20 protein-coding genes and 1 pseudogene are annotated in these 21,144 nt (G+C 66.2%); 5 read left to right on the top strand and 16 right to left on the bottom strand.

The features are described from left to right. Positions 1-59: 59 nt before the first annotated feature. Together ACVWYP_RS34840 and murB are read right to left on the bottom strand one after the other, a co-directional pair. Positions 60-1,046 (bottom strand): D-alanine--D-alanine ligase family protein, encoded by a 987-nt coding sequence (locus ACVWYP_RS34840; RefSeq protein ID WP_304496432.1) that lies wholly within the window; start codon positions 1,044-1,046, stop codon positions 60-62. A gap of 108 nt (positions 1,047-1,154) precedes the next feature. Beyond that, positions 1,155-2,075 carry a UDP-N-acetylmuramate dehydrogenase gene (murB, locus tag ACVWYP_RS34845; RefSeq protein WP_304496433.1) on the bottom strand — a complete coding sequence of 307 codons (921 nt, stop codon included), beginning with the start codon at positions 2,073-2,075 and terminating at the stop codon, positions 1,155-1,157. Between the two features lie 20 nt (positions 2,076-2,095). On the opposite strand from murB, the gene ACVWYP_RS34850 reads away from it, so the two are divergent. Further along, a complete protein-coding gene (locus ACVWYP_RS34850) occupies positions 2,096-2,431 on the top strand; it encodes a GIY-YIG nuclease family protein (protein WP_304496434.1) in 336 nt (111 codons plus the stop codon). 56 nt (positions 2,432-2,487) lie between these two features. Here the strand turns inward: ACVWYP_RS34850 and murC are convergent, their stop codons facing one another. The 10 genes and pseudogenes from murC to rsmH all read right to left on the bottom strand — a co-directional run bounded on the left by murC (position 2,488) and on the right by rsmH (position 15,458). After that, entirely contained in the window at positions 2,488-3,891 is a 1,404-nt protein-coding gene (gene murC / locus ACVWYP_RS34855; RefSeq protein WP_304496435.1) for a UDP-N-acetylmuramate--L-alanine ligase, read from the bottom strand. A 120-nt stretch (positions 3,892-4,011) separates the two neighbouring features. Beyond that, entirely contained in the window at positions 4,012-5,112 is a 1,101-nt protein-coding gene (murG, locus tag ACVWYP_RS34860) for an undecaprenyldiphospho-muramoylpentapeptide beta-N-acetylglucosaminyltransferase (RefSeq protein ID WP_304496436.1), read from the bottom strand. 112 nt (positions 5,113-5,224) lie between these two features. Beyond that, on the bottom strand, positions 5,225-6,376 hold the full coding sequence (ftsW, locus tag ACVWYP_RS34865) for a putative lipid II flippase FtsW (RefSeq protein ID WP_028342184.1): 1,152 nt from the start codon (positions 6,374-6,376) through the stop codon (positions 5,225-5,227). Between the two features lie 327 nt (positions 6,377-6,703). Further along, positions 6,704-8,104 (bottom strand): UDP-N-acetylmuramoyl-L-alanine--D-glutamate ligase, encoded by a 1,401-nt coding sequence (gene murD, locus ACVWYP_RS34870; RefSeq protein WP_304496437.1) that lies wholly within the window; start codon positions 8,102-8,104, stop codon positions 6,704-6,706. A gap of 8 nt (positions 8,105-8,112) precedes the next feature. Beyond that, positions 8,113-9,220: pseudogene (mraY, locus tag ACVWYP_RS34875) on the bottom strand (phospho-N-acetylmuramoyl-pentapeptide-transferase). Positions 9,221-9,230: 10 nt separating this feature from the next. Continuing rightward, positions 9,231-10,664: a UDP-N-acetylmuramoylalanyl-D-glutamyl-2,6-diaminopimelate--D-alanyl-D-alanine ligase gene (locus tag ACVWYP_RS34880; protein ID WP_304496438.1), complete on the bottom strand. Its 1,434-nt coding sequence runs from the start codon at positions 10,662-10,664 to the stop codon at positions 9,231-9,233. Continuing rightward, a complete protein-coding gene (locus tag ACVWYP_RS34885; protein WP_304496439.1) occupies positions 10,661-12,118 on the bottom strand; it encodes a UDP-N-acetylmuramoyl-L-alanyl-D-glutamate--2,6-diaminopimelate ligase in 1,458 nt (485 codons plus the stop codon). The genes ACVWYP_RS34880 and ACVWYP_RS34885 overlap by 4 nt, the downstream gene beginning before the upstream one ends. 123 nt (positions 12,119-12,241) lie before the next feature. Continuing rightward, positions 12,242-13,999, bottom strand: a complete 1,758-nt coding sequence (locus ACVWYP_RS34890; protein ID WP_225162869.1) for a peptidoglycan D,D-transpeptidase FtsI family protein — start codon at positions 13,997-13,999, stop codon at positions 12,242-12,244. Between the two features lie 11 nt (positions 14,000-14,010). Beyond that, a complete protein-coding gene (ftsL, locus tag ACVWYP_RS34895) occupies positions 14,011-14,460 on the bottom strand; it encodes a cell division protein FtsL (RefSeq protein WP_304496440.1) in 450 nt (149 codons plus the stop codon). A gap of 2 nt (positions 14,461-14,462) precedes the next feature. Next, a complete protein-coding gene (gene rsmH / locus ACVWYP_RS34900; RefSeq protein ID WP_304496441.1) occupies positions 14,463-15,458 on the bottom strand; it encodes a 16S rRNA (cytosine(1402)-N(4))-methyltransferase RsmH in 996 nt (331 codons plus the stop codon). A 580-nt stretch (positions 15,459-16,038) separates the two neighbouring features. On the opposite strand from rsmH, the gene ACVWYP_RS34905 reads away from it, so the two are divergent. After that, complete coding sequence (locus tag ACVWYP_RS34905) at positions 16,039-16,905, top strand: N-acetylmuramoyl-L-alanine amidase (RefSeq protein ID WP_304496442.1); 867 nt, start codon at positions 16,039-16,041, stop codon at positions 16,903-16,905. A 120-nt stretch (positions 16,906-17,025) separates the two neighbouring features. After that, on the top strand, positions 17,026-17,256 hold the full coding sequence (locus tag ACVWYP_RS34910) for a hypothetical protein (protein ID WP_028342192.1): 231 nt from the start codon (positions 17,026-17,028) through the stop codon (positions 17,254-17,256). An 80-nt stretch (positions 17,257-17,336) separates the two neighbouring features. On the opposite strand, the gene ACVWYP_RS34915 is transcribed toward ACVWYP_RS34910, so the two are convergent. Continuing rightward, positions 17,337-18,572 (bottom strand): RNA polymerase sigma factor, encoded by a 1,236-nt coding sequence (locus ACVWYP_RS34915; RefSeq protein WP_038383091.1) that lies wholly within the window; start codon positions 18,570-18,572, stop codon positions 17,337-17,339. A 69-nt stretch (positions 18,573-18,641) separates the two neighbouring features. Beyond that, complete coding sequence (locus ACVWYP_RS34920; RefSeq protein WP_028332558.1) at positions 18,642-19,001, bottom strand: YciI family protein; 360 nt, start codon at positions 18,999-19,001, stop codon at positions 18,642-18,644. A 233-nt stretch (positions 19,002-19,234) separates the two neighbouring features. On the opposite strand from ACVWYP_RS34920, the gene ACVWYP_RS34925 reads away from it, so the two are divergent. Both ACVWYP_RS34925 and ACVWYP_RS34930 read left to right on the top strand, forming a co-directional pair. Continuing rightward, entirely contained in the window at positions 19,235-19,390 is a 156-nt protein-coding gene (locus tag ACVWYP_RS34925; protein ID WP_157787882.1) for a hypothetical protein, read from the top strand. A gap of 7 nt (positions 19,391-19,397) precedes the next feature. Beyond that, positions 19,398-19,598 carry a hypothetical protein gene (locus ACVWYP_RS34930; protein ID WP_304496443.1) on the top strand — a complete coding sequence of 67 codons (201 nt, stop codon included), beginning with the start codon at positions 19,398-19,400 and terminating at the stop codon, positions 19,596-19,598. 20 nt (positions 19,599-19,618) lie between these two features. On the opposite strand, the gene ACVWYP_RS34935 is transcribed toward ACVWYP_RS34930, so the two are convergent. Together ACVWYP_RS34935 and ACVWYP_RS34940 are read right to left on the bottom strand one after the other, a co-directional pair. Beyond that, on the bottom strand, positions 19,619-20,053 hold the full coding sequence (locus ACVWYP_RS34935) for a PAS domain-containing protein (protein WP_304496444.1): 435 nt from the start codon (positions 20,051-20,053) through the stop codon (positions 19,619-19,621). 106 nt (positions 20,054-20,159) lie between these two features. Beyond that, entirely contained in the window at positions 20,160-21,059 is a 900-nt protein-coding gene (locus tag ACVWYP_RS34940) for a LysR family transcriptional regulator (RefSeq protein ID WP_304496445.1), read from the bottom strand. Between the last annotated feature and the right edge of the window lie 85 nt (positions 21,060-21,144).

The raw sequence follows: 21,144 nt of genomic DNA on the forward strand, positions 1-21,144 counted from the left end.
TTAGCAACAGCAGCCGGGTTCCATCCGTCCGACCTGGCGGGTTCCCGCCCGGCCGGGCATTAACTTCGGACGCGGCGGCGGGCGAGCTCGATCTGGTCGTTGAGGAAGTCGGCAAAGGCGATGCCCTGTGCTTTCAAGGCCTTAGGGTACAGTGATGCCGCGGTGAGGCCCGGCAGGGTGTTGGTCTCGAGGTAGACCGGGCCAGTGGCCGAGACGATGAAATCGCTGCGCGAATAGCCGGTGCAGGACAGCGCGCGGTGCGCCCGCAGCGCATGGTCCATGATCGCGGCGCTGACCTCGGGCGCGAAACGGCCGGGACAGATCTCCTGGGTCGACTTCAGCAGGTATTTAGCTGTGTAGTCGAAGGTTCCCTCCCCCGGCACGATCTCGATCGGCGGCAGCGCGAACACGGAGCCGTCGGACTGCTCGAGCACGCCGCAGGTCGCCTCCACGCCCGACACGAACGGCTCGATCAGATACTCTTCATGCTTTGCGGCATTGCGGACCGCGACAAGGTCCTGCTTCGCGTTGACGAAGATCAGCCCGTAGCTCGATCCGTCCTTGGCGGGCTTTGCAATCAGTCTGCCGTGTTTCGCGAAGGCGTCATCGATCTGCTCGACGGTGATGCCCTGCGGCGCGTTGAGACCTGCGATCGCGGCGAAACGCTTCGCTGACGGCTTGTCGAACGCCAGATGCGACGACGCCGAGCCGGAGCCGGTGAACGCGACACCGCGCAGCTCGCACATCGCCTGCAATTCGCCATTCTCGGCGCGGCCGCCATGCAAACCGAACACCAGCACACGCTGCTCGGCGCTTGCCTTGTCGAGCGCCTGGTCGAGGGCGATGCCGCGACCGTCGGGTTTGAAGTCGACCTCGAACGGCCGCGTGTGGCCGAGCAGTTTTTCCGACGTCACCGCATGCACGGTGTCGTCGACATCCCAGAACCAGAGATCCGCGTCGGGCAGCGCGCGGTGCAGCGCTTGCGTGCTCGCCACCGAGACCAGCCGCTCCTTGTTGGTGCCGCCGAACAGAATGGTCACCTGCATCTTCTTTGCCTGTCTTCGCTACTTCCGTCATTCCGGGATGGTCCGAAGGACCAGACCCGGAATCTCGAGATTCCGGGTTCGATGCTGCGCATCGCCCCGGAATGACGACTACGATGAATTTCCGATCCGCTTGATTTCCCAGTGTAGCTCAATTCCGCTGCTCTGCTTGACCCGTTCGCGCACCGTCTCGCCGAGCGTCTCGATGTCGTGCCCGGTGGCGTTGCCGGTGTTGATCAGGAAATTGCAGTGCATCTCCGACACCTGTGCGCCGCCGACCTTGAGGCCGCGGCAGCCGGCGGCATCGATCAGCTTCCAGGCGCTGTTGCCGGGCGGATTCTTGAAGGTCGAGCCGCCGGTCTTCTCGCGGATCGGCTGCGCGATCTCGCGATGGGTCTGCACCTCGTTCATGCGGGCGCGGATCACCTCAGTATCGGTGATCCTGCCGCGAAAGCGCGCCGAGGTGAAGACGATGGACGGATCGACGCCGCTGTTGCGGTAGACGAACTTCATGTCGGCATTGCCGAACGTATGCTTCGTGCCGTCGCGGCCGATGCCGGTGGCCTCGATCAGCACGTCCTTGGTCTCGCCGCCATTGGCGCCGGCATTCATGCGCAGCGCGCCGCCGACCGTGCCGGGAATGCCGAAGAAGAATTCCATGCCGCCGATGTCAGCCGCCGCAGCCGTCTCGGCGACGCGCTTGTCGAGCGCCGCTGCGCCGGCGGTGACGACATCGCCGGCCGCGGTGGTCTCTCCGAAGGCGCGTGGGGCGAGCCGGATCACGACGCCGGGCATGCCGCCATCGCGCACGATCAGATTGGAGCCGACGCCGACGACATAGACCGGCAGCTCCGGCGGCAGGCGCGTCAGGAAATAGGCAAGGTCGTCTTCATCTGCCGGCGTGAACAACACCTGCGCCGGCCCGCCGACGCGAAACCATGTCAGCTCCGCCAGACGTTGGTTAGCCAGCAGCCGCCCGCGCAGCTCCGGCATCGCGGCTTTCAGGTCGGGCGTGATGTCGGGAAAGGTCATGGGTAACCTCTCCATCCGTCATGGCCGGGCTTGTCCCGGCCATCCACGTCTTGCAGTATCTCCACATGGCAGGGGGATACGTTTATTTTCTGACCAACCGTCCGAACGGCGAGCTCTACGTCGGGGTAACGAGCGATCTCGTCCGCCGGATATTCGAGCACCGCTCCGGCTTCGTCGATGGCTTCACCAAGCGATACGGACTGAAGCGACTCGTCTACTTTGAGCACTTTGACGACATCCGTACAGCCATCCAGCGCGAACACACCATCAAGCATTGGCCGCGCGCTTGGAAGATCCGCAAGATCATCGCAGCGAACCCGAACTGGGACGACCTGTACGACACGATAGTGCAGTGAAGACGTGGATGGCCGGGACAAGCCCGGCCATGACGAGGATGGATACGAGGCCATCATCACCCCAGCGCCTTCAATTCGCCGGGCAGCGCGTAGGCCCATTGCGTGATGTTGCCGGCGCCGAGGCAGACGACGAGGTCGCCGGGCTTGGCGAGACCGTGCACGATCTTCGCGAGTTCGCCCGCGTTCGGCAGCGGGACAACGTTGCGATGGCCGTGGGCGCGCAGGCCGGCGGCGAAATGGTCGCGGTCGATGCCGGCGATCGGCGCCTCGCCCGCCGGATAGACCTCGGCGACGACGACCGCGTCGGCATCGTTGAAGCAGGTGCAGAATTCCTCAAACAAGGATTGCAGGCGGGTGTAGCGATGCGGCTGCACCACGGCGACGATCTTGCCGTTGACGGATTCCCGCGCCGCTTTCAGCACCGCCGCGATCTCGACCGGATGATGACCGTAATCGTCGATCACGGTGATGCCGTTGGTCTCGCCGGTCTTGGTGAAGCGCCGCTTGACGCCGCCGAAGCCGGACATGGCCTGGCGGATGACGTCGTCGGACACGCCGAGCTCGTGCGCGACCGCGATCGCCGCCGTCGCATTCGATGCGTTGTGGCGCCCCGGCATCGGCAGCATGATATCGGCGATCTCATGGACCGCGCCGGATTTGCGATCGCGGATCGCGACCGTGAACCTGGAACCGCCACCCATCGGCGTGAGATCCTTGAGTTGCGCATCGGCCTGCGGGTTCTGGCCGTAGGTGATGATGCGGCGGTCTTCGATCTTGCCGACGAGAGTTTGCACCACCGGGTGATCGGTGCACATCACGGCAAAGCCGTAGAACGGGACGTTCTCGACGAAATTGCGGAACGCGTCCTGGATCGCCTCGAAGGTCTTGAAGTGATCGAGATGCTCGGGGTCGATATTGGTGACGATGACGACATCGGACGGCAGCTTCAGGAAGGTGCCGTCGCTCTCGTCCGCCTCGACCACCATCCAGTCGCCGGCCCCGAGCCGCGCGTTGGAGCCGTAGGCATTGATGATACCGCCATTGATCACGGTCGGATCGAGCCCGCCGGCATCGAGCAGGGTCGCCACCATCGTCGTCGTGGTGGTCTTGCCATGGGTGCCGGCGATCGCGACGCAGCTCTTCAGCCGCATCAGTTCCGCCAGCATCTCGGCGCGCCGCACCACCGGAATGCGTCGCGCGCGGGCCGCCATCAGTTCGGGATTGTCGCGCTTGATCGCAGTCGAGACCACGACAACATCGGCGCCGTCGACATTCTCGGCGGCGTGGCCGACCGAGACCTTGGCGCCCTTCTTGCGCAAGCGGTCGAGGTTGTAATTGTCCGAAGCGTCGGAACCCTGCACGGTGTAGCCGAGATTGATCAGCACCTCGGCGATGCCGCTCATGCCGATGCCGCCGATCCCGACGAAGTGAATGGGTCCGATCTCGCGCGGCAGTCTCATTTTGCTAACACCTTCATCGTGTCCGGACTCACCCCGGCACTTCTTCGACTTATGAAAGACTGATATGGCCGGGACAAGCCCGGCCATGGCGTCCCACGGCCGAAATTCCTCGAAAGCGGCCTAAATTCTGGCCACTTTCGCAACCAGATCGGCGAGCCGCTCGGCGGCATCGAGCCGGCCGACGCCGCGCGCCGACGCCGCCATCGCAGTCAGTTTCGCGGGCTCGGCGGCGAAGGCCGAAATTTCAGCGGCCAGCCGCTCGGACGTCAAGTCGCTCTGCGCGATGCGCAGCGCGCCGCTCGCCTGCGACAGCACGCCGGCATTGGCGAACTGGTCCTGATCGATCGCGCCCGGCAGCGGCACCAGGATCGAGGGCCGGCCGATCGCGGCGAGTTCGGCGACGGTCCCCGCGCCGGAGCGCGAGATCACCAGCTGGCTCGAGGCGAGGCGCGCCGGCAGGTCGGCGAAGAACGGCGCGAGCTCGGCGTTGATCTCGAGCCGATCGTAGACCGCGCGCACCCGATCCATGTCTTCTTCGCGCACCTGCTGGGTGACGATCAGGCGGCTCCACAGCGCGGGCGCGAGCTGCTCGATCGCGGGCGGCACGATATCGCTCATCACCCGCGCGCCCTGGCTGCCGCCGACGACGAGCAGGCGCAGCGGACCGTTCGCCTCGGGCGGCGTGTACTTCACTGCCGCAGCCGCAAGGATCGCCGGCCGCATCGGCGTGCCGACCGTGGTGGCCTTGCCGGCAAGCGCTGGATCGCGATCGAGCACGCCGGGCAGCGAGGTCGCGATCGCATTGACGCGGCCGGAGAGGAAACGGTTGGCGCGGCCCAGCACCGCATTGGCGTCGTGGATGATGCCGGGGACGCCGAGCAGCCGCGCCGCCATTAGCGGCGGCAAGGTCGGGTAGCCGCCGAAGCCGACCACAGCCGCGGGCTTCAGCCGCCGCACCAGATTGGCGGCGACCAGCGTGCCGTAGCCGAGCATCAGCGCGGTCCGCGCCAGCGAGATCGGGTTGCGGCTGCGCACGGTCGCGCTCGGCACGAGGTCGATGCTCTCCCGGCCGAACAGGCCGGAATAGCGCAGCGCGCGGCCGTCGGTGGCGAGCCGGACCCGCAGGCCACGCCTGATCAGTTCCACGGCGAGCGCTTCGGCCGGGAACAGATGGCCGCCGGTGCCACCGGCCGCCAGCAGAATCAGGGGCGCGTTGTCCATGGCCGCCTTCTACATCGTCATTGCGAGCGAAGCGAAGCAATCCATAACCCCGCAGAACGGAGGGATGGATTGCTTCGTCGCTTCGCTCCTCGCAATGACAACAAGGGTTCACCTACGCGTAGGCGCGCTGAGCGCTGGCGCCTTCCATCGATTCGATCTCGGTGCGCGGTCGCTGCCGCGTCAGCGCCAGCATCATGCCGACGCCATAGGCAAGCGACACGAACGAGGAGCCGCCATAGGAGATGAACGGCAGCGTCATGCCCTTGGCCGGGATCAGTTGCAGATTGACCGCCATGTTGATCGTCGCCTGCACGCCGAACAGGATCGCAAGCCCCGAGGCTGCGAAGCGCGAGAACATGTCCTCGGTGGCATAGGCGCGGGTCAGCGTGCGGATCACGATGAAACCGAACAGCGCGACCAGCATCAAGCAGAGAATGATGCCGAACTCTTCCGCGGCGACCGCGAACACGAAGTCGGTGTGGCTGTCCGGCAGGCTGCGCTTGGCGATGCCCTCGCCCGGCCCCAAGCCGAACCAGCCGCCGTTCCAGAACGCCTCCATCGCGGTGTCGACCTGGAAGGTGTCGCCGGAGGCGGGATTCATGAAGCGCTTGATGCGGCCGGCGACGTGCGGCACCAGCAGGTAGGCGCCGAACAGGCCCGCGCCCGCCGCGCCGGCGAGCCCGAACACCCAGATCATCCGCATGCCCGCGATGAAGAACAGGGCGCCCCAGACTGTGAGGATCAGCATGGTCTGACCGAAGTCGGGCTCCATCACCAGCAGCGTGACCAGCGTCAGCAACAGCACCAGCGCCATCGAGGTCGCCGGCATCTCCGGCCGCTTGGTCGATTCCGCAAACAGCCAGGCCGCGACGATGACGAAGGAGGGTTTTGCGGCTTCGGAGGCCTGGATGTTGACGCCGAGCAGCGTGATCCAGCGCCGCGAGCCCTTGACCTCGGGTCCGATCAGCAGCGTCAGCACGATCAGCGCGATCGAGACCGCGAACACGATCAGCGCGGTGCGCCGGATCTGCCGCGGCGTCATGAACGAGACGCCGATCAGCACCATCAGCGACGGCACCAGGAACATGACGTGGCGGTTGAAGAAGTGGAACGGATCGAGCCCGATCCGGGTCGCCACCGGCGGACTCGCGGCCAGCGACAGGATGACGCCGGCCAGCATCAACGCGGCGATCGCGACAAGCAGCAGCTTGTCGACGGTCCACCACCAGTCCGAGAACGGGGTGCGTTGGTCACGGGCGAGCATGGGCGTCCCCAGATGGCAGAGATAACGTCCATTCGTGGCGCAGGATGGTTTCCAAGGGGTTAACGGGATGGGTAACTTTTGAGGGAGGCAAGTGAGCCTCCGCTGCGGACCCACGCACCGCTGTCGTCCCTGCGAAAGCAGGGACCCATACTCCGCGGCGGGTTTTGTGAAAGGGACTCGTCATTCCGGCATCGCCCAACAATTGGCATTTGTGGTTATGGGTCCCTGCTTTCGCAGGGACGACACCGAGCGTGTTGCGCGGCCTGTGAGTCAGACTCCCGCATTCTCTGCGCAACTGCGCACCGGGGAATAACGGAGGGGTTGTGCCTACACCACCGGCTTGACGCCGGGCAGCGCCTGGACGATGTCGCGGAAGGCGGTGCCGCGGATTTCGAAATTGCGGTACTGGTCGAACGAGGCGCAGGCCGGCGACAGCAGCACGACGGCCTCGGCGAGACCCGATGCCTCGGCATCGCGCGCGGCGCTGGCGATCGCGACCTCGAGCGTGCCGGACATGTCGTGCGGGACGCGCTCGCCAAGCGTGCCGGAGAATTCGGCCGCCGCCTCGCCGATCAGATACGCCTTGCGGATACGCGGAAAGTAGCCGGTCAGGCTGGTGATGCCGCCGGCCTTCGGCTTGCCGCCGGCGATCCAGTAGATGTCGGCGAACGACGACAGCGCATGCGCGGCCGCATCCGCATTGGTGCCCTTGGAATCGTTGACGAACAGCACGTTGCCGCGGCGGCCGACCTGCTCCATGCGATGCGCGAGACCCGGGAAGCTGCGCAGGCCGTTCTGCAGCACGTCGGTCGCGATCCCCATCGCCAGCGCGCAGGCCGAGGCGCAGGCGGCGTTCTGCGCATTGTGCAGGCCGCGCAGCGAGCCGATGCCGCCTAACCGCGCGATCTCGCTGCGCGCTGCGCCAGATGCACGCACGATGGTCTCGTGCTCGACATAGAGGCCGTCGGGCAGCGGGTTCTTCACCGAGATGCGCACCACGCGCTTGCCGGCGCGATCGAGCCGGTCGGCGATGTTGCGGCACCAGATGTCGTCGACGCCTGTTATCGCGGTGCCGCCGGCCTGCACGCAGGCGACCAGCCGCTCCTTGACCGCGGCGTAATGCTCGAGCGTGCCGTGGCGGTCGATGTGATCCTCGCTGATGTTGATCAGGATGCCGACCGACGGATCGAGCGACGGTGCGAGGTCGATCTGGTAGGACGACATCTCGATCACGTGGACGCGGCCCATGCGCGGCGGCTCCAGCGAGAGGATCGCGGTGCCGATATTGCCGCCCATCTGGGTGTCGTAGCCGGCGACATCAATCAGATGCGCGATCAGCGCCGTGGTGGTCGATTTGCCGTTGGTGCCGGTGATGGCGACGAACGGCGCGTTCGGCGCGTGACGGCGGCGCTCGCGGCAGAACAGTTCGACGTCGCCGATCACCTCGCAGCCCGCCTCGCGCGCCTTCAGCACGCTCCAGTGCGGCGCCGGATGGGTCAGCGGCGCGCCGGGAGTCAGGATCAATGCGGCGAAATTCGCCCACGACACGGTGCGCAGATCGGCGGTGGTGAAGCCGGCCTGCGCCGCCTTGGCGACGTTGTCGGCATTGTCGTCGGCGGCGATCACCTCCGCGCCGCCGGCCTTCAGCGCGTGGCAGCTCGCGAGCCCGGAGCCGCCGAGCCCGAACACCGCGACCGTCTTGCCGGAGAAGGATGTGACCGGGATCATGGCGACGCTTAGCGCAGCTTGAGGGTGGAGAGGCCGGCGAGCGCCAGCATCACCGAGATGATCCAGAACCGGATCACGATCTGCGGCTCGGTCCAGCCCTTCTGCTCGAAATGATGGTGCAGCGGCGCCATCCGGAACACGCGCTTGCCGGTGAGCTTGAACGAGGTGACCTGGACGATGACCGAGACCGCCTCCAGCACGAACAGGCCGCCGATCACGGCGAGCACGATCTCGTGCTTCACCGCAACCGCCGTCGCGCCGAGCATGCCGCCGAGCGCCAGCGAGCCGGTGTCGCCCATGAAGATCGAGGCCGGCGGCGCGTTGAACCAGAGGAAGCCGAGGCCCGCGCCAAGCACCGCGCCGCACAGCACCGCCAGTTCGCCGGTGCCGGCGACGTAATTGATCTGCAAATAATCCGAGAACACCGCGTTGCCGGTCAGGTACGAGATCATGCCGAAGCTGGCGGCGGCGATCATCACGGGCACGATCGCAAGACCGTCGAGGCCGTCGGTCAGGTTCACCGCATTGCCGGCACCGACCATCACGAAGGCGCCGAAGATCACGAAGAACCAGCCGAAATTGATCACGAGGTCCTTGAAGAAGGGAATCACGAGCGACGTCGAGGACACGTCGCGCCCGAGCCGGACCAGCGCGTAGGTGGCGGCAAGCCCGATCGCGGCTTCGATCAGCAGCCGCAGCTTGCCGGCGAAGCCAGAGTGTGACTGCTTTGTGACCTTCAGATAATCGTCATAGAAGCCGACGAAGCCGAAGCCGAGCGTCACCGCCAGCACGATCCAGACATAGGGATTGAGCGGATTGGCCCAGAGCAGTGTCGACACCACGAGCCCGGACAGGATCATCAGCCCGCCCATGGTGGGCGTGCCCTTCTTGGAGATCAGATGCGACTGCGGACCATCGGTCCGGATCGGCTGGCCCTTGCCCTGCCGCAACCGCAGATGATCGATGATCCAGGGCCCGAACAGGAACACGAACAGCGCGTCCGGTCACCATCGCGCCGCCGGTGCGGAACGTGATGTAGCGGAACACGTTCAGCGCGCTGCGGAATGCCCCAAACCCCGGAACGGTGTTGGACAGTTCGATCAACCAGTAGAACATTCGAGGAGTCCTATACCGCTTCTTCGTGCGCGGCCTTGTCGGGGAAGCGTTTTTCCAGCGCGCTGACAATGAGCTTCATCTTCGATCCCAGCGAGCCCTTCACCATGATCACGTCACCGGCACGGACCGCGGCGACCGCCTGCGCTTCGAGCGCCGCCGAGCTCTCGGCATAGCCTCCCCGCTTGCCGGTGGAAAGGGCATCCCACAGATTCCGCATCAGCGGACCACAACAATATACGAGGTCGATGCGGTTGGCAGTCACGGCCTCGTTGAGGCCGCGGTGCAATTCGGGCCCGGTCGGCCCGAGTTCGAGCATGTCGCCGAGCACGGCGATGCGCCGGCCATGCGGCCCGGTCTGGGCCTGGCCGAGTACGTTGAGCGCGGCTCCCATCGAGGCCGGGTTGGCGTTGTAGCTCTCGTCGATCAGCATCGCCTCGCCATGGCCGACCTCGAGGGTGCGGCGGAAGCCGCGGCCGGTCGGCGCCTCGAGCTGCGACAGCGACAACGCCGCGCGCGCGATATCGGCGCCGAGCAGCGAAGCACCGGCGAGCACCGCGAGCGAGTTCATCGCCATGTGCCGGCCGGGCATGCCGATCTTGTAGGTGATGTCGTGATCCAGAATATCCGCATGCACCGCCGAGCAGGTCGCGTGCAGCGACAGGTCGAGCAGCCGCGCCTCGGCGCGCTTGTCGGTGCCGAACGAGACGATGCGCGAGATGCCGGCCTGCTTGGCCTGCTTCTGCAGCCGCGCGAATTGTCCGTTGTCGCGGTTGAGCACGACGGCGCCATCGGGCTCGAGCCCCGCGAAGATCTCCGCCTTGGCGTCGGCGATCGCCTCGATGCCAGCGAAGAATTCCAGATGCACCGGCTCGATCGTGGTGATGATTGCGACGTGCGGGCGCACCATCTTCACCAGCGGCGTGATCTCGCCGGCATGGTTCATGCCGATCTCGAACACCGCAAAGCGGGTGCTGGCCGGGCAGCGCGCCAGCGACAGCGGCACGCCCCAGTGATTGTTGAACGACGCCACCGACGCATGGGTCTCGCCCTGCGCCGACAGCACGCGGCGCAGCGCCTCTTTCGTCGAGGTCTTGCCGACCGAGCCGGTCACCGCGATGATCCGCGCGTTGAGCCGCGCGCGCGAGGCATGGGCGAGCTCGACGAGACCGGCGAGCACGTCGTCGACGACCAGCAGCGGCGCATCAGTGGGAAACTTTGCCCGTTGCGCAGTCTCGACCACCGCGAGCCCGGCGCCGGCCTTCAGCGCCGCCTCGACGAAGGCGTGGCCGTCATGGACGTCGCCCTTGATCGCGAAATACGCCTCGCCCTTTGCAATGGTGCGGCTGTCGATCGAGAGACCGCTGACGCCGTCCGGCAGCGCGCCTTGCGTGGCGGCGCGCATCGCCGTCGCCATCGCATCCGAGGTCCACAACATCGTGCTCATGCGCCCTCCGCAGCCAGTGCACTGGCGACCGCCTCATGATCGCTGAACGGCAGCGTCGTGTTGCCGACGATCTGCCCGACCTCGTGGCCCTTGCCGGCAACGACCAGCGCATCGCCCGGCGCGAGGCCGGCAATGCCGGCGCGGATCGCCGCGGCGCGGTCGCCGATCTCGCGCGCGCCCTTCGCCGTCGCCATGATCGCGGCGCGGATCGCCTCCGGCTTCTCGCTGCGCGGATTGTCGTCGGTGACGATGACCTGATCGGCATTCTCGGCCGCGATCGCGCCCATGATCGGACGCTTGCCGGCGTCACGGTCGCCGCCGGCGCCGAAGATCACGACGAGCTTGCGCTTGGCATAGGGCCGCAGCGCCTGCAACGCCTTGGCGAGCGCATCGGGCTTGTGGGCGTAGTCGACGAAGATCGGCGCACCATTGTGCTCGCCGACGAATTCCAGCCGGCCCTTGGCGCCTTCGAGATGTTCGAGGCAGCCGAATACGTCGGCGGCGGCGCTGCCGGTGCCGATCGCAAGTCCGGCCGCGACCAGCGCATTCTCGATCTGGAATTCGCCGACCAGCGGCAGCCGGATCGCGTGCTTGCGCCCGCGGTGCTCGATCAGGAGCCGCTGGGCAAAGCCTTCGATGGCGGCATCAAGGATCCTGATGCCATCGCTTGCATCGGCGTTGCGGCCGACCGCGATGATGCGCAGGCCGCGCGAGCGCGCCGCATCGATCACCGCGCCCGAACAGTCATGGTCGGCCGAGATCACCGCGGCGCCGCCAGGCGCGACGAGATCGCGGAACAGCCGGAGTTTTGCGTTGAGGTAATGCGCGACATCGGGATGATAATCCATGTGATCGCGCGACAGGTTGGTGAAGCCGCCGGCGGCGATGCGCACACCGTCGAGACGATACTGGTCGAGGCCGTGCGAGGACGCCTCGAACGCCAGATGCGTGACGCCGTCGCCCGCGATCTCGTCGAGCTGGCGATGCAGCGCGATCGGATCCGGCGTGGTCAGCGAGCCGTAGATCGTGCGCTTGTCCGAGACGAGGCCGATGGTGCCGATGCTGGCGGAGGAATGACCGAGCCGCTGCCATATCTGGCGCGTAAACGCTGCGACCGAGGTCTTGCCGCTGGTGCCGGTCACCGCCGCGATCGTCGCGGGCTGGCGGGAAAAGAATTTGGCCGCAGCGAGCGCCAGCGCGCGGCGCGGATTCGGCGTGATGACGAAGGGGGCGCGAGCGTGACCTTGCGGCAGATGGTCGCTGACGACCGCGACCGCGCCGGCGGCGATCGCCGCATCGACGAAGCGCGCGCCGTCGGTCCTGCTGCCGGCCAGCGCGAAGAACAGGTCGCCCGGCTTCACCGCACGGCTGTCGACCGCAAGCCCTCCGACGACGATAGTGTCGGCACTTGGATCGATCGTGGCATCGGCGTCGAAGAGGTCGCGAAGTCTCATGATCTTCCAGTCTGGCCGGCGCCGTTCTGGCGCCGTCGCTTGAGCATGATCTATCCGGAAAACCGCATCGCACTTCTCGCTAACGCGGCCGTTCCGGTCCGGATCATGCCGTGAATATACGCCTTACTGGGTTGTTCTGGATGCCGCAAGAATAAGGCGGTCGGACGGCGGCAGGTCGAATCGCGGTTCAACGCCCAAAAGCGGCGCAATTCGGGCGATCACATTGCCGCCGGTCGGCACCGCATTCCAGCCCGAGGTGATGAACCCGTAGGTCTCCTTCAGGGGCTGCGGCTCGTCGAGCATGATCAGGAGCTGATATTTCGGATTGTCGGCGGGCAGGATCGCGGTGAAGGCGTTGAGCACGCGCTTCTTGGCGTAGCGGCCGTTGATCACCTTCTCCGCGGTGCCGGTCTTGCCGCCGATATAGTAGCCCTTGACGTCGGCCTTCTTCGCGGTGCCGATCTCGGCATTGAGCCGCATCAGATAGCGCATCTTGTCCGAGGTCTCGGGCTTGATGACGCGCTTGGCGAGCGCCATCGCCTCCTGCTCGGTGCGCTTCAGGAAGGTCGGCGGAATCAGGTAGCCGCCATTGACCAGCGCATCGATGCCCATCACCGCCTGCAGCGGCGCCACCGCGATGCCGTGACCGAACGAGATGGTGACGGTGTTCAACTCGCCCCACTTCTTCGGCACGATCGGCGACGCGCTCTCCGGCAGTTCGGTGCGCAGCCGCTCGAGCTGCCCCATCTTGCGCAGGAAGGCCTTGTGCGCGTCGACGCCCATCGCCAGCGCAATGCGCCCGGCGCCGATGTTGGAGGAATAGTAGAACACCTCCTTCATGTTGATCATGCGGCCCATGTTGTGATCGTCATGGATCGCAAACTTGCCGTAGTGCAGCGGGCCGCGCGCATCCCACATCGAGTTGAGATCGAACCGGCCGCTGTCCAGGGCCATCGCCAGCGTGAACGCCTTGAAGGTCGAGCCCATCTCGTAGACGCCGGTGGTCAGGCGGTTGATGCGATCGGGATCGTGCGCCTCCTTCGGATTGTTCGGGTCGAAATCCGGCAGCGACACCATCGCCACGATCTCGCCGGTGCGCACGTTGGAGACGAGCCCGGAGGCGGCCTTGGCCTTGAACTTCTCCTTTGCCTTGAGAAGTTCGTCACGCAGCGCATGCTCGACGCGCAGGTCGACCGACAGCTCCACCGGCTTCTGCAGCCGGTCGGTGGCGAAGCCCGCGCGATGCAGATCGGCCAGACCGTTGCTGTCCAGCCACTTCTCCATGCCGGCAATGCCCTGGTTGTCGATGTTGACGAGGCCGATCAGGTGGGCGACCTCGTTGCCGGTCGGATAGACGCGCTTGTTCTCGCGCAGGAAGCCGACGCCGGGAAGGCCGAGGCGATGGATGTCGCTCTGCTGCTTCGGCGTGATCTCGCGCTTCAGCCAGACGAAGCCCTTGCGCGACGACAGGCGGTCGCGCACTTCACTGGTGTCGAGATCGGGCAAGGCTCCGGTCAAGAGCTCGATCGCCTCGTCCTTGTCGATCAGGCGGCGCGGCTCGGCGAACAGGCTCGGCGCCTTGACGTCGGTGGCGAGGATTTCGCCGTTGCGGTCGGTGATGTCGGGCCTGGCGGTCGCGATGGCGTCCTGCGAGGCGGTGCGGCGCGCGCCGTGGCTGTCGGCGCCGACGGCGAACAGCACCAGCCTCCCCGCCAGCACGCAATAAACCGCGGCGAAAGCGAGGATGGCGAGGCCAACGCGCGCGCGCGCCTTGGCGGCGCGGTCGACATTGCTGCCATACAGCAGCGTGCGGATCAGCCGCTGGTTCCAGGGCTCGGTGGGTTTCACGGCCGGCGTGTTGGCGGGTGCCGGATCGGTCATGGCTGGTCCCGTCATTGCTGGTCTCCCCCGCCCTGCCCGGGGTCTTCGGGCGCAGGCTGGTCGGCGGCCGGCTGGTCGGTCGCCGCCTTGTCGATCGATCCGGTCGTGCTGTCGGGCGCCGCGGCGGCCTCGATGGTGTCGATCATCGCGCCGATCGGATCGCGCGAACCGGGCCGCGTGAAGCTCGGCGGCCGCTCCGGCAGGTTCTTCAGGGAATCATACTGGTTGGCGTTGACCGGCTTCAGCGGCAGGTGGCGCTCGGCGAGGCCCTGCAGCCGGAGCGGCGCATCGAGCTTGGCCCATTCGGCGCGCAACGCGGCGATCGCGTTGCGCTGCTCGCGGATCTCGGCATTGAGCTGCAGCACGCGTTCGACGCGCGCGGTCGATTCCATCTTGATGCGGTAGACATAGGACGCCGCGAAGATCAGCATGCCGATGACGAGGAGATGGAGAAGGCGCATCGTCACCCTCCCCGCTTCAGGTCGGACAGGCGCGGCCATGACGGCAGGTCGTCGTCGGCGTGCACCGGCGCCGCGGTGCGTTCGGCGGCACGCAGCTTGGCCGATCGCGCGCGCGGATTGGCGGTAAGCTCGGCCTCATCAGGCGTCACCGGACGCTTGGTCAGGATCTGAAAGCTCGGCGCCGCTTGCGCCACTTCGGGCAAATGCCGCGAGCCGGCGGAGACCTTGCCGCGTTCCGTGAGGAAATTCTTGACGATGCGGTCTTCCAGCGAATGGAAGGAAACCACGACGAGCCGGCCGCCCGGCTTCAGCACGCGCTCGGCGGCTGCGAGCGCCAGATAGAGCTCGTCGAGCTCTTCATTGACGAAGATGCGCAGCGCCTGAAAGGTCCGCGTCGCCGGATGGATCTCGTTCGGCTTGGCGCGCACGACTTTCGCGACGATATCGGCAAGCGCGTCGGTCGTCGTGATCGGCGCGTCCTTGCGCGCGGCGACGATGGCGCGGGCGACGCCGCGCGAATGGCGCTCCTCGCCGAAGATATAGATGATGTCGGCGAGTTGTTTCTCGGATGCCGACGCGACCACATCGGCCGCGGTCGGGCCGCTCTGGGCCATCCGCATGTCGAGCGGACCGCCGAGGCGGAACGAGAAGCCGCGTTCGGCCTGGTCGAGCTGCATGGAGGAGACGCCGACATCCATCACGACGCCGTCGACCGCATCCACCCCCTGCGACGCGCAGACCTCGGCGAGGTTGGAGAAGCGATCCTCGACCAGCGTGAGCCGACCGCCCGCGCCGTCGACCAGATCGAAGCCGCCGGTTATCGCGGTGCGGTCGCGGTCGATCCCGATCACGCGGGTATCGGCGACATCGAGGATCGCCCGGCTGTAGCCGCCTGCACCGAAGGTCGCGTCGACATAGATGCCGCCGGCGCATGGAGCGAGATACGCGACCGCCTCGCGGCCCAGCACCGAAATGTGACGCGGCGCACGCTCGCTCATGCGCCGCTCCCCGGCGGGGCCGCGTAACTGGCATGCAAGCTGGGTGCGCGCCGACTCATTGCGCCTCGAATCCTCGCGCCCAGAGCCTCCTTCGTTCCGATTGGATCGGAACGGGGCTCTGGATTCCTGTCTTGACGCGTCTTCTTCACGCGAACCGGTATCCACTTCGCTCGAAAACGCGTGAAAAAGCCGCTGCGTGGCGCCAGCGCCAACTCCCGTCCTCGGCCGCAAATCCTGATATCCGACCGGAATTGGGAGGGTTTCCATGGGATTTCGCGCAAACAGCGGGGCTCAGCGTCCTTTGGCCGTCCCCCGAAACCGGTTCGGCACTTCACCTCTCAGTAACGGCACTTAACGTTAAGAAAACGTTGATGATCGGTTAGCGGAATCGCGCGCCTTTGATCCGCATTCGAGTGATACCCTCGAGACCCATTCCGGGCACAACGACGCGGCGCATCGCGCGGATCGTGGAACCGGCAGGGGTCGATTGCGCGGCCCGCACGGTAAAGGGATAGTAAACGCCTATTTGTTTATCCATATGTCAAAATGCTTTCTCCTGGTTCGGGTTTGAGTGATTCGTATGGCTTCAAGTTCGTCTTCGTCCGGCAACGCTGATCCGAAGCGTCAGCGCGCCCTCCCTGTTCCAAAGGGGGTGGCGGACGCGAAGACGTTCACGCCGGATTCCTCGATCGCCTCCGACGTGATCCCGTCGGCGAACTTCGGCGATCGCGCCAATGGCCGGCAACCCGACATGATCGTGCTGCACTACACCGGCATGCCCGACGTCGAGGGTGCGATCACCCAGCTCTGCACGGCCGGCACCGAGGTCTCGGCGCATTACATCGTGCTCGAGGACGGCCGCATCGTGCAGTGCGTGCCGGAGAGCAAGCGCGCCTGGCACGCCGGCGTGTCGGCATGGGCCGGCGATGACGACATCAACTCCTGCTCGATCGGCGTCGAGATCGTCAATCGCGGTCACGATTGGGGCTATCCGGACTTTCCGCTGCGCCAGATCGCAGCCGTCATCGCGCTATGCCGCGGCATCATGCTTCGCCGCAAGATCGTCTCGCATCGCGTGCTCGGCCATTCCGACGTGGCGCCGGCGCGCAAGAAGGATCCCGGCGAGAAATTCCCGTGGCACTCGCTGGCCAATTCCGGCGTCGGGCACTGGGTGCAGCCGGCGCCGGTCGTGCGCGGCGACGCGCTGCAGCTCGGTGCGATCAGCGACAGCGTGTCCAACATGCAGGCCGCGTTCCGGCGCTACGGCTACAACATCCCGACCAACGGCAAGTTCGACGGCCCGACCATGGAGGTCGTCACCGCCTTCCAGCGCCACTTCCGCCCGGAGCGCATCGACGGGATCGCCGACCGCTCCACCATGGCGACGCTGCACGCGCTGCTCGAGAGCCTGCCGCCGGATGCGGCGACGGTGGTCGCGTCGAGCTAGGCTCGCCTCCGTCCGTCATTGCGAGGAGCGGTGCATTTTCCGGCCAAGTGTTCGTGCACATTGGAACTTTCCGTCAAATGCCGTCTTTCTAGCTGGGGCGGTCCGAGTGGAGATTCGTCCATGTTCAAAGCACTCATCGCCGGAGCTGTCGCCATCGGCCTCATCGTCGCTCCGACAGCCGCAAGCGCTATGTCGACCCAGGACAAGACCATGTCGACCAAGCACAAGACCCAAAAAGTCCATCATGCGCAGAAGAAGACAAAGATGGCACCCGGCACCACGACCGGCATGTCGAGTGGGGCGACGACCGGGCAGTCGAGCACCGGCGCCAAGGCCAAGACAGGGTACTGAGCAAGCTCAACGCCGCACGGCGCGCTGACGATCGTGGATGAATGGCGCGCCGTCACAGGCCATGCACGAGATGGGGTGCGTCACCCCATCTCGGCGATCCGCCGCGCATAGAGCCGCCGCAGCGGTTCGAGTTGCGTGGCTGCCGTTGCGGCGAGATAGGCCCGCCGCGCTTCGTCCTTGCGGCCGAGGCGGCGCAGCAAATCGGCGCGCACCGCGGGCAGCTGGTCATATCCCTTCAAAGTGCCGCGCGCGTCCAGCGCGTCGATCAGGTCGAGCGCGCGCGCCGGGCCGTCAACCATCGACACCGCGGCGGCGTGATTGAGCTCGATCACCGGCGACGGGCTGATGCGCAGCAGCACCTCATAGAGACCGGCGATCTGCGGCCAGTCGGTGTCCTTGTAACTCGGTGCCCGCGCGTGCAGCGCGGCGATCGCGGCCTGCACGGCGTAGGACTGCGGCCGGCCCGGCATCCGCAGCGCCTCCTCGACCAGTTCGAGGCCTTCGGCGATCTGCTGGAAATCCCACAGCGAACGGTCCTGCTCCTCGAGCAGCACGATATCGCCGCCGGCGGTCTGGCGGCCGGCGCGCCGCGCATCATGCAGCAGCATCAGCGCCAACAGCCCCTTGATCTCGCCGCGCGCCGGTATCAGCGCATCGATCAGCCGCGCCAGCCGGATCGCCTCGCGCGCAAGATCGGGCCGCATCAGATCCTCGCCGGCCGTCGCCGCATAACCTTCGGTGAAGACGAGGTAGATCACGGCGAGCACGCCGGTGAGGCGCGGCTCCAGCGCCTCGCGCTCGGGCACCTCATAGGGAATGCCGGCGAGTTTTATCTTTTGCTTGGCGCGCAAGAGGCGCTGCGCCATGGCGTCCTCGCTCACCAGGAAGGCGCGCGCGACCTCGACCGTCGTCAACCCGCACACCGTGCGCAAGGTCAGCGCGACCTGGACCTCGGCGGCAAAGGACGGATGGCAGCAGGTGAAGATCAGCCGCAGCATGTCGTCGTCGAGCGTTGCATCGGCCGGCTCGGGCGAGGACTCCGCATCGAGCAGGATTTGATGCGTCAGCTCCTGCTGCTTGCCGCGAAACGTCGCCGCGCGGCGGACGCGGTCGATCGCCTTGTTGCGGCCGACATTGACCAGCCAGGCACGCGGATTGGAGGGGAATTCGCCGATCGGCCAGCGCTGCAGCGCCACCGCAAACGCATCCTGAAGCGAATCCTCGGCCAGATCGAAATCGCCGACGAGCCGGATCAGCGTTGCGAGCGCCCGGCCCGCCTCGTCGCGAAACACTTTTTCGATCTGGCTGGGGGTCATGGCGATCAATCGTTGCTCGGCGGCCGCGCCGGGCGACGCGGCCGCTACATCCATCTGGCGACGATGCCGCTATCGCGGGTTATCGTAGATCATCACCGGCCTGACTTCGATCGAGCCGGTCTTGGCGCCGGGAATCCGCGCCGCAAGGCCGAGCGCCGTGTCGAGATCCTTGGCATCGACGAGATAGTAGCCGCCGAGCTGTTCGCGGGTTTCCGCAAACGGCCCGTCGGTCGTCAGCGTCTTGCCGTCGCGCACCCGCACGGTGGTCGCGGTCGATACCGGCTGCAGCCCGTCTCCCGCCTTGAAGTGTCCGCTCTGGATGATGGACTGGGTGTATACGGCATATTCCGCCGACAGGGCCTTGCGGTCGTCGGCATTCATGCCGCCATATTCCGCGTCGCTCCGGTAGATCAGCAACAGATATTGCATCTTGAGAACTCCTCTTGATCGGCTGGATCGCCGACACCCAGTCGAACGGGCGACACGCAGGACGACATCGTCAGGATAAATTATTTTGGCCGCCCGGCGTGAATGCCACGCCTGCCCGGCGGGCCGCGGAGCGGACTTATATCGGATAGTCCGATAGTAATCGCCAGTATTATTCGTTTGTTAAATTTATGGCAGCGCGTAGCCTTTGGGTCGGGATGCCCGGAGGACCCGCCATGACACCACTGCCGCAGACAGCAACGCGCCTTTCCCGGCTGCTGCTGTCGATGCTGTACCGAATCCTGCGCAGCCGGATCGTGGCGAAACCGCGCCACCACGCCAGTCAGGTCGCCTCGACCATCGCCGCGGGCGGCCATCCGCTCGGCGTGTGAGCAGGCAATGCAACGGGGCACCACGCGCCTGAAGGCGTTGCGTCAGCTGATCGCCGACGAAGGGCTGACCATCTCGATCCTTGCGGCGGTCGCCGCAGCGACGGTGATCGCATTTGGTTTCGGCGCGGAAGCCGACATCGTCGCCTCGATGCTGGTCATCGGCCTCGTGACCGCGCTCGCGGAGACCCGCCTGCGATCGGGAAAATAGCGGTCACCTCGCGGCCGGCGTCATGATGATGTCCCGGCCTGTTGCGCGGCGCGGCGCCGCAACTCCTTGAGCTCCTCGAAACGCTTGGTCACGTCACGCATCACGGCGACGGTGCCGGCGACCTTGTGCGCCGCATCGTGCAGCATCTCGATGGTGAATTCGACCGAGATGCGCGTGCCGCGCCTGGTCAGCGCCGGCACCGACAGCAGATCGCCCTGACCGTAGCGGCTCATCCCGGTCGCCATCGTGTGCCGGAAGCCGGCCCAGTGACGCGCGCGCAGATTCTCCGGAATGATCAAATCGAGCGATTGTCCGATCGCCTCCTCGGCGCTGAAGCCGAACATCCTGACCGCGCCGGGATTCCACAAGGTGATGCGGCCTTCGGCATCGGTCGCAACGATCGCGTCGGAGGCGCCCTTGAGCAACGCGTCTGCCACTTCTGCCGCAATATCCATTCGTCTGACCTCCTGCTGATGCCGATCCTGCTGTGAACGCGGACGTTTGCGCTGACAAGCGAAGAAAGCCGATGGAACTGATCGATGATGCCGATAGCAATCGCGGTCAGCGCCGCCGCCGCGTGGCGGGCTTCGCCCGCGGGAGGTCCGCACTCGTATTGACATGCGACGCGGCGAGCCGATGCATGGTCTCGACCGCGCGCGCCAGATGATCGTCCTGGCTGTCAGCCGGATAGGCGACATAGGCCGGCATCGCAAAGCCAGGTGCACCGGCGACGGCGTGCAGCCGCCGCGCCTTCAGGAGGGGCTCCACGATACGGCGCGCAAAGAATCCGGAGCCGCCATTCTCCAAGAGATGCTGCAAGCCGAGCCAGCCGATGTTCACCGTCAGCGCGGGGCCGGCGAAATTCGGAAACAGCGTGGCGTGGCGCGCGTAGAATTCGGGTCCCCAATCGACATAGACATAGCCCGGTCCCGGCTCCGGCGCGCTCTTCGGATCGGTCGACACCAGGATGAGCTGCTCCTCGAACAGCTGCTCGACCTTGAGGCCGGGGCGGCTCTGCGGCGTGTACATGACGCCGATATCGATGCGTCCCTCGACCAGCCCCTGCATCAGCTCGGGCTCGAGCGCGCTCTCGGCGCGGATCGAGACGTCGGGATGCGCCCGCGTCATCAGCGGCAGCCAGCGCAGCAGATACTCTTCCCAAAGGCCGATGCGGCCGCCGACCACCAGCGTCGCGGAAAATCCCTTGGGGATTCCGACGTCATGGCGCGCCTGCTCGACGGTGCGGACCAGCACCGAGGCGTGGCGCTGAAACTGCCGGCCCGCCGGCGTCAACGTGGTGCCGGCCTTGTTGCGCACGAACAGCATGCAGCCGAGCTGCTGCTCGAGCGTGTGGATGCGGGTGCTGACGGTCGACTGGCTGACATGCAGCCGCTCCGCCGCAGTGATGAAGTTGCCGGCGCTCACCACCGTCAGGAACGTCCGGGCCAGTTCGGTATCCATGGCGCCTCGACCTTTGAATCGATCAAATCGATATCAAAGGCTCCTCCTCTGCGAATGTCAAAATCGAGGACCGGCCGGGCGCCAA

The organism is Bradyrhizobium sp. USDA 3262 (assembly GCF_054060035.1).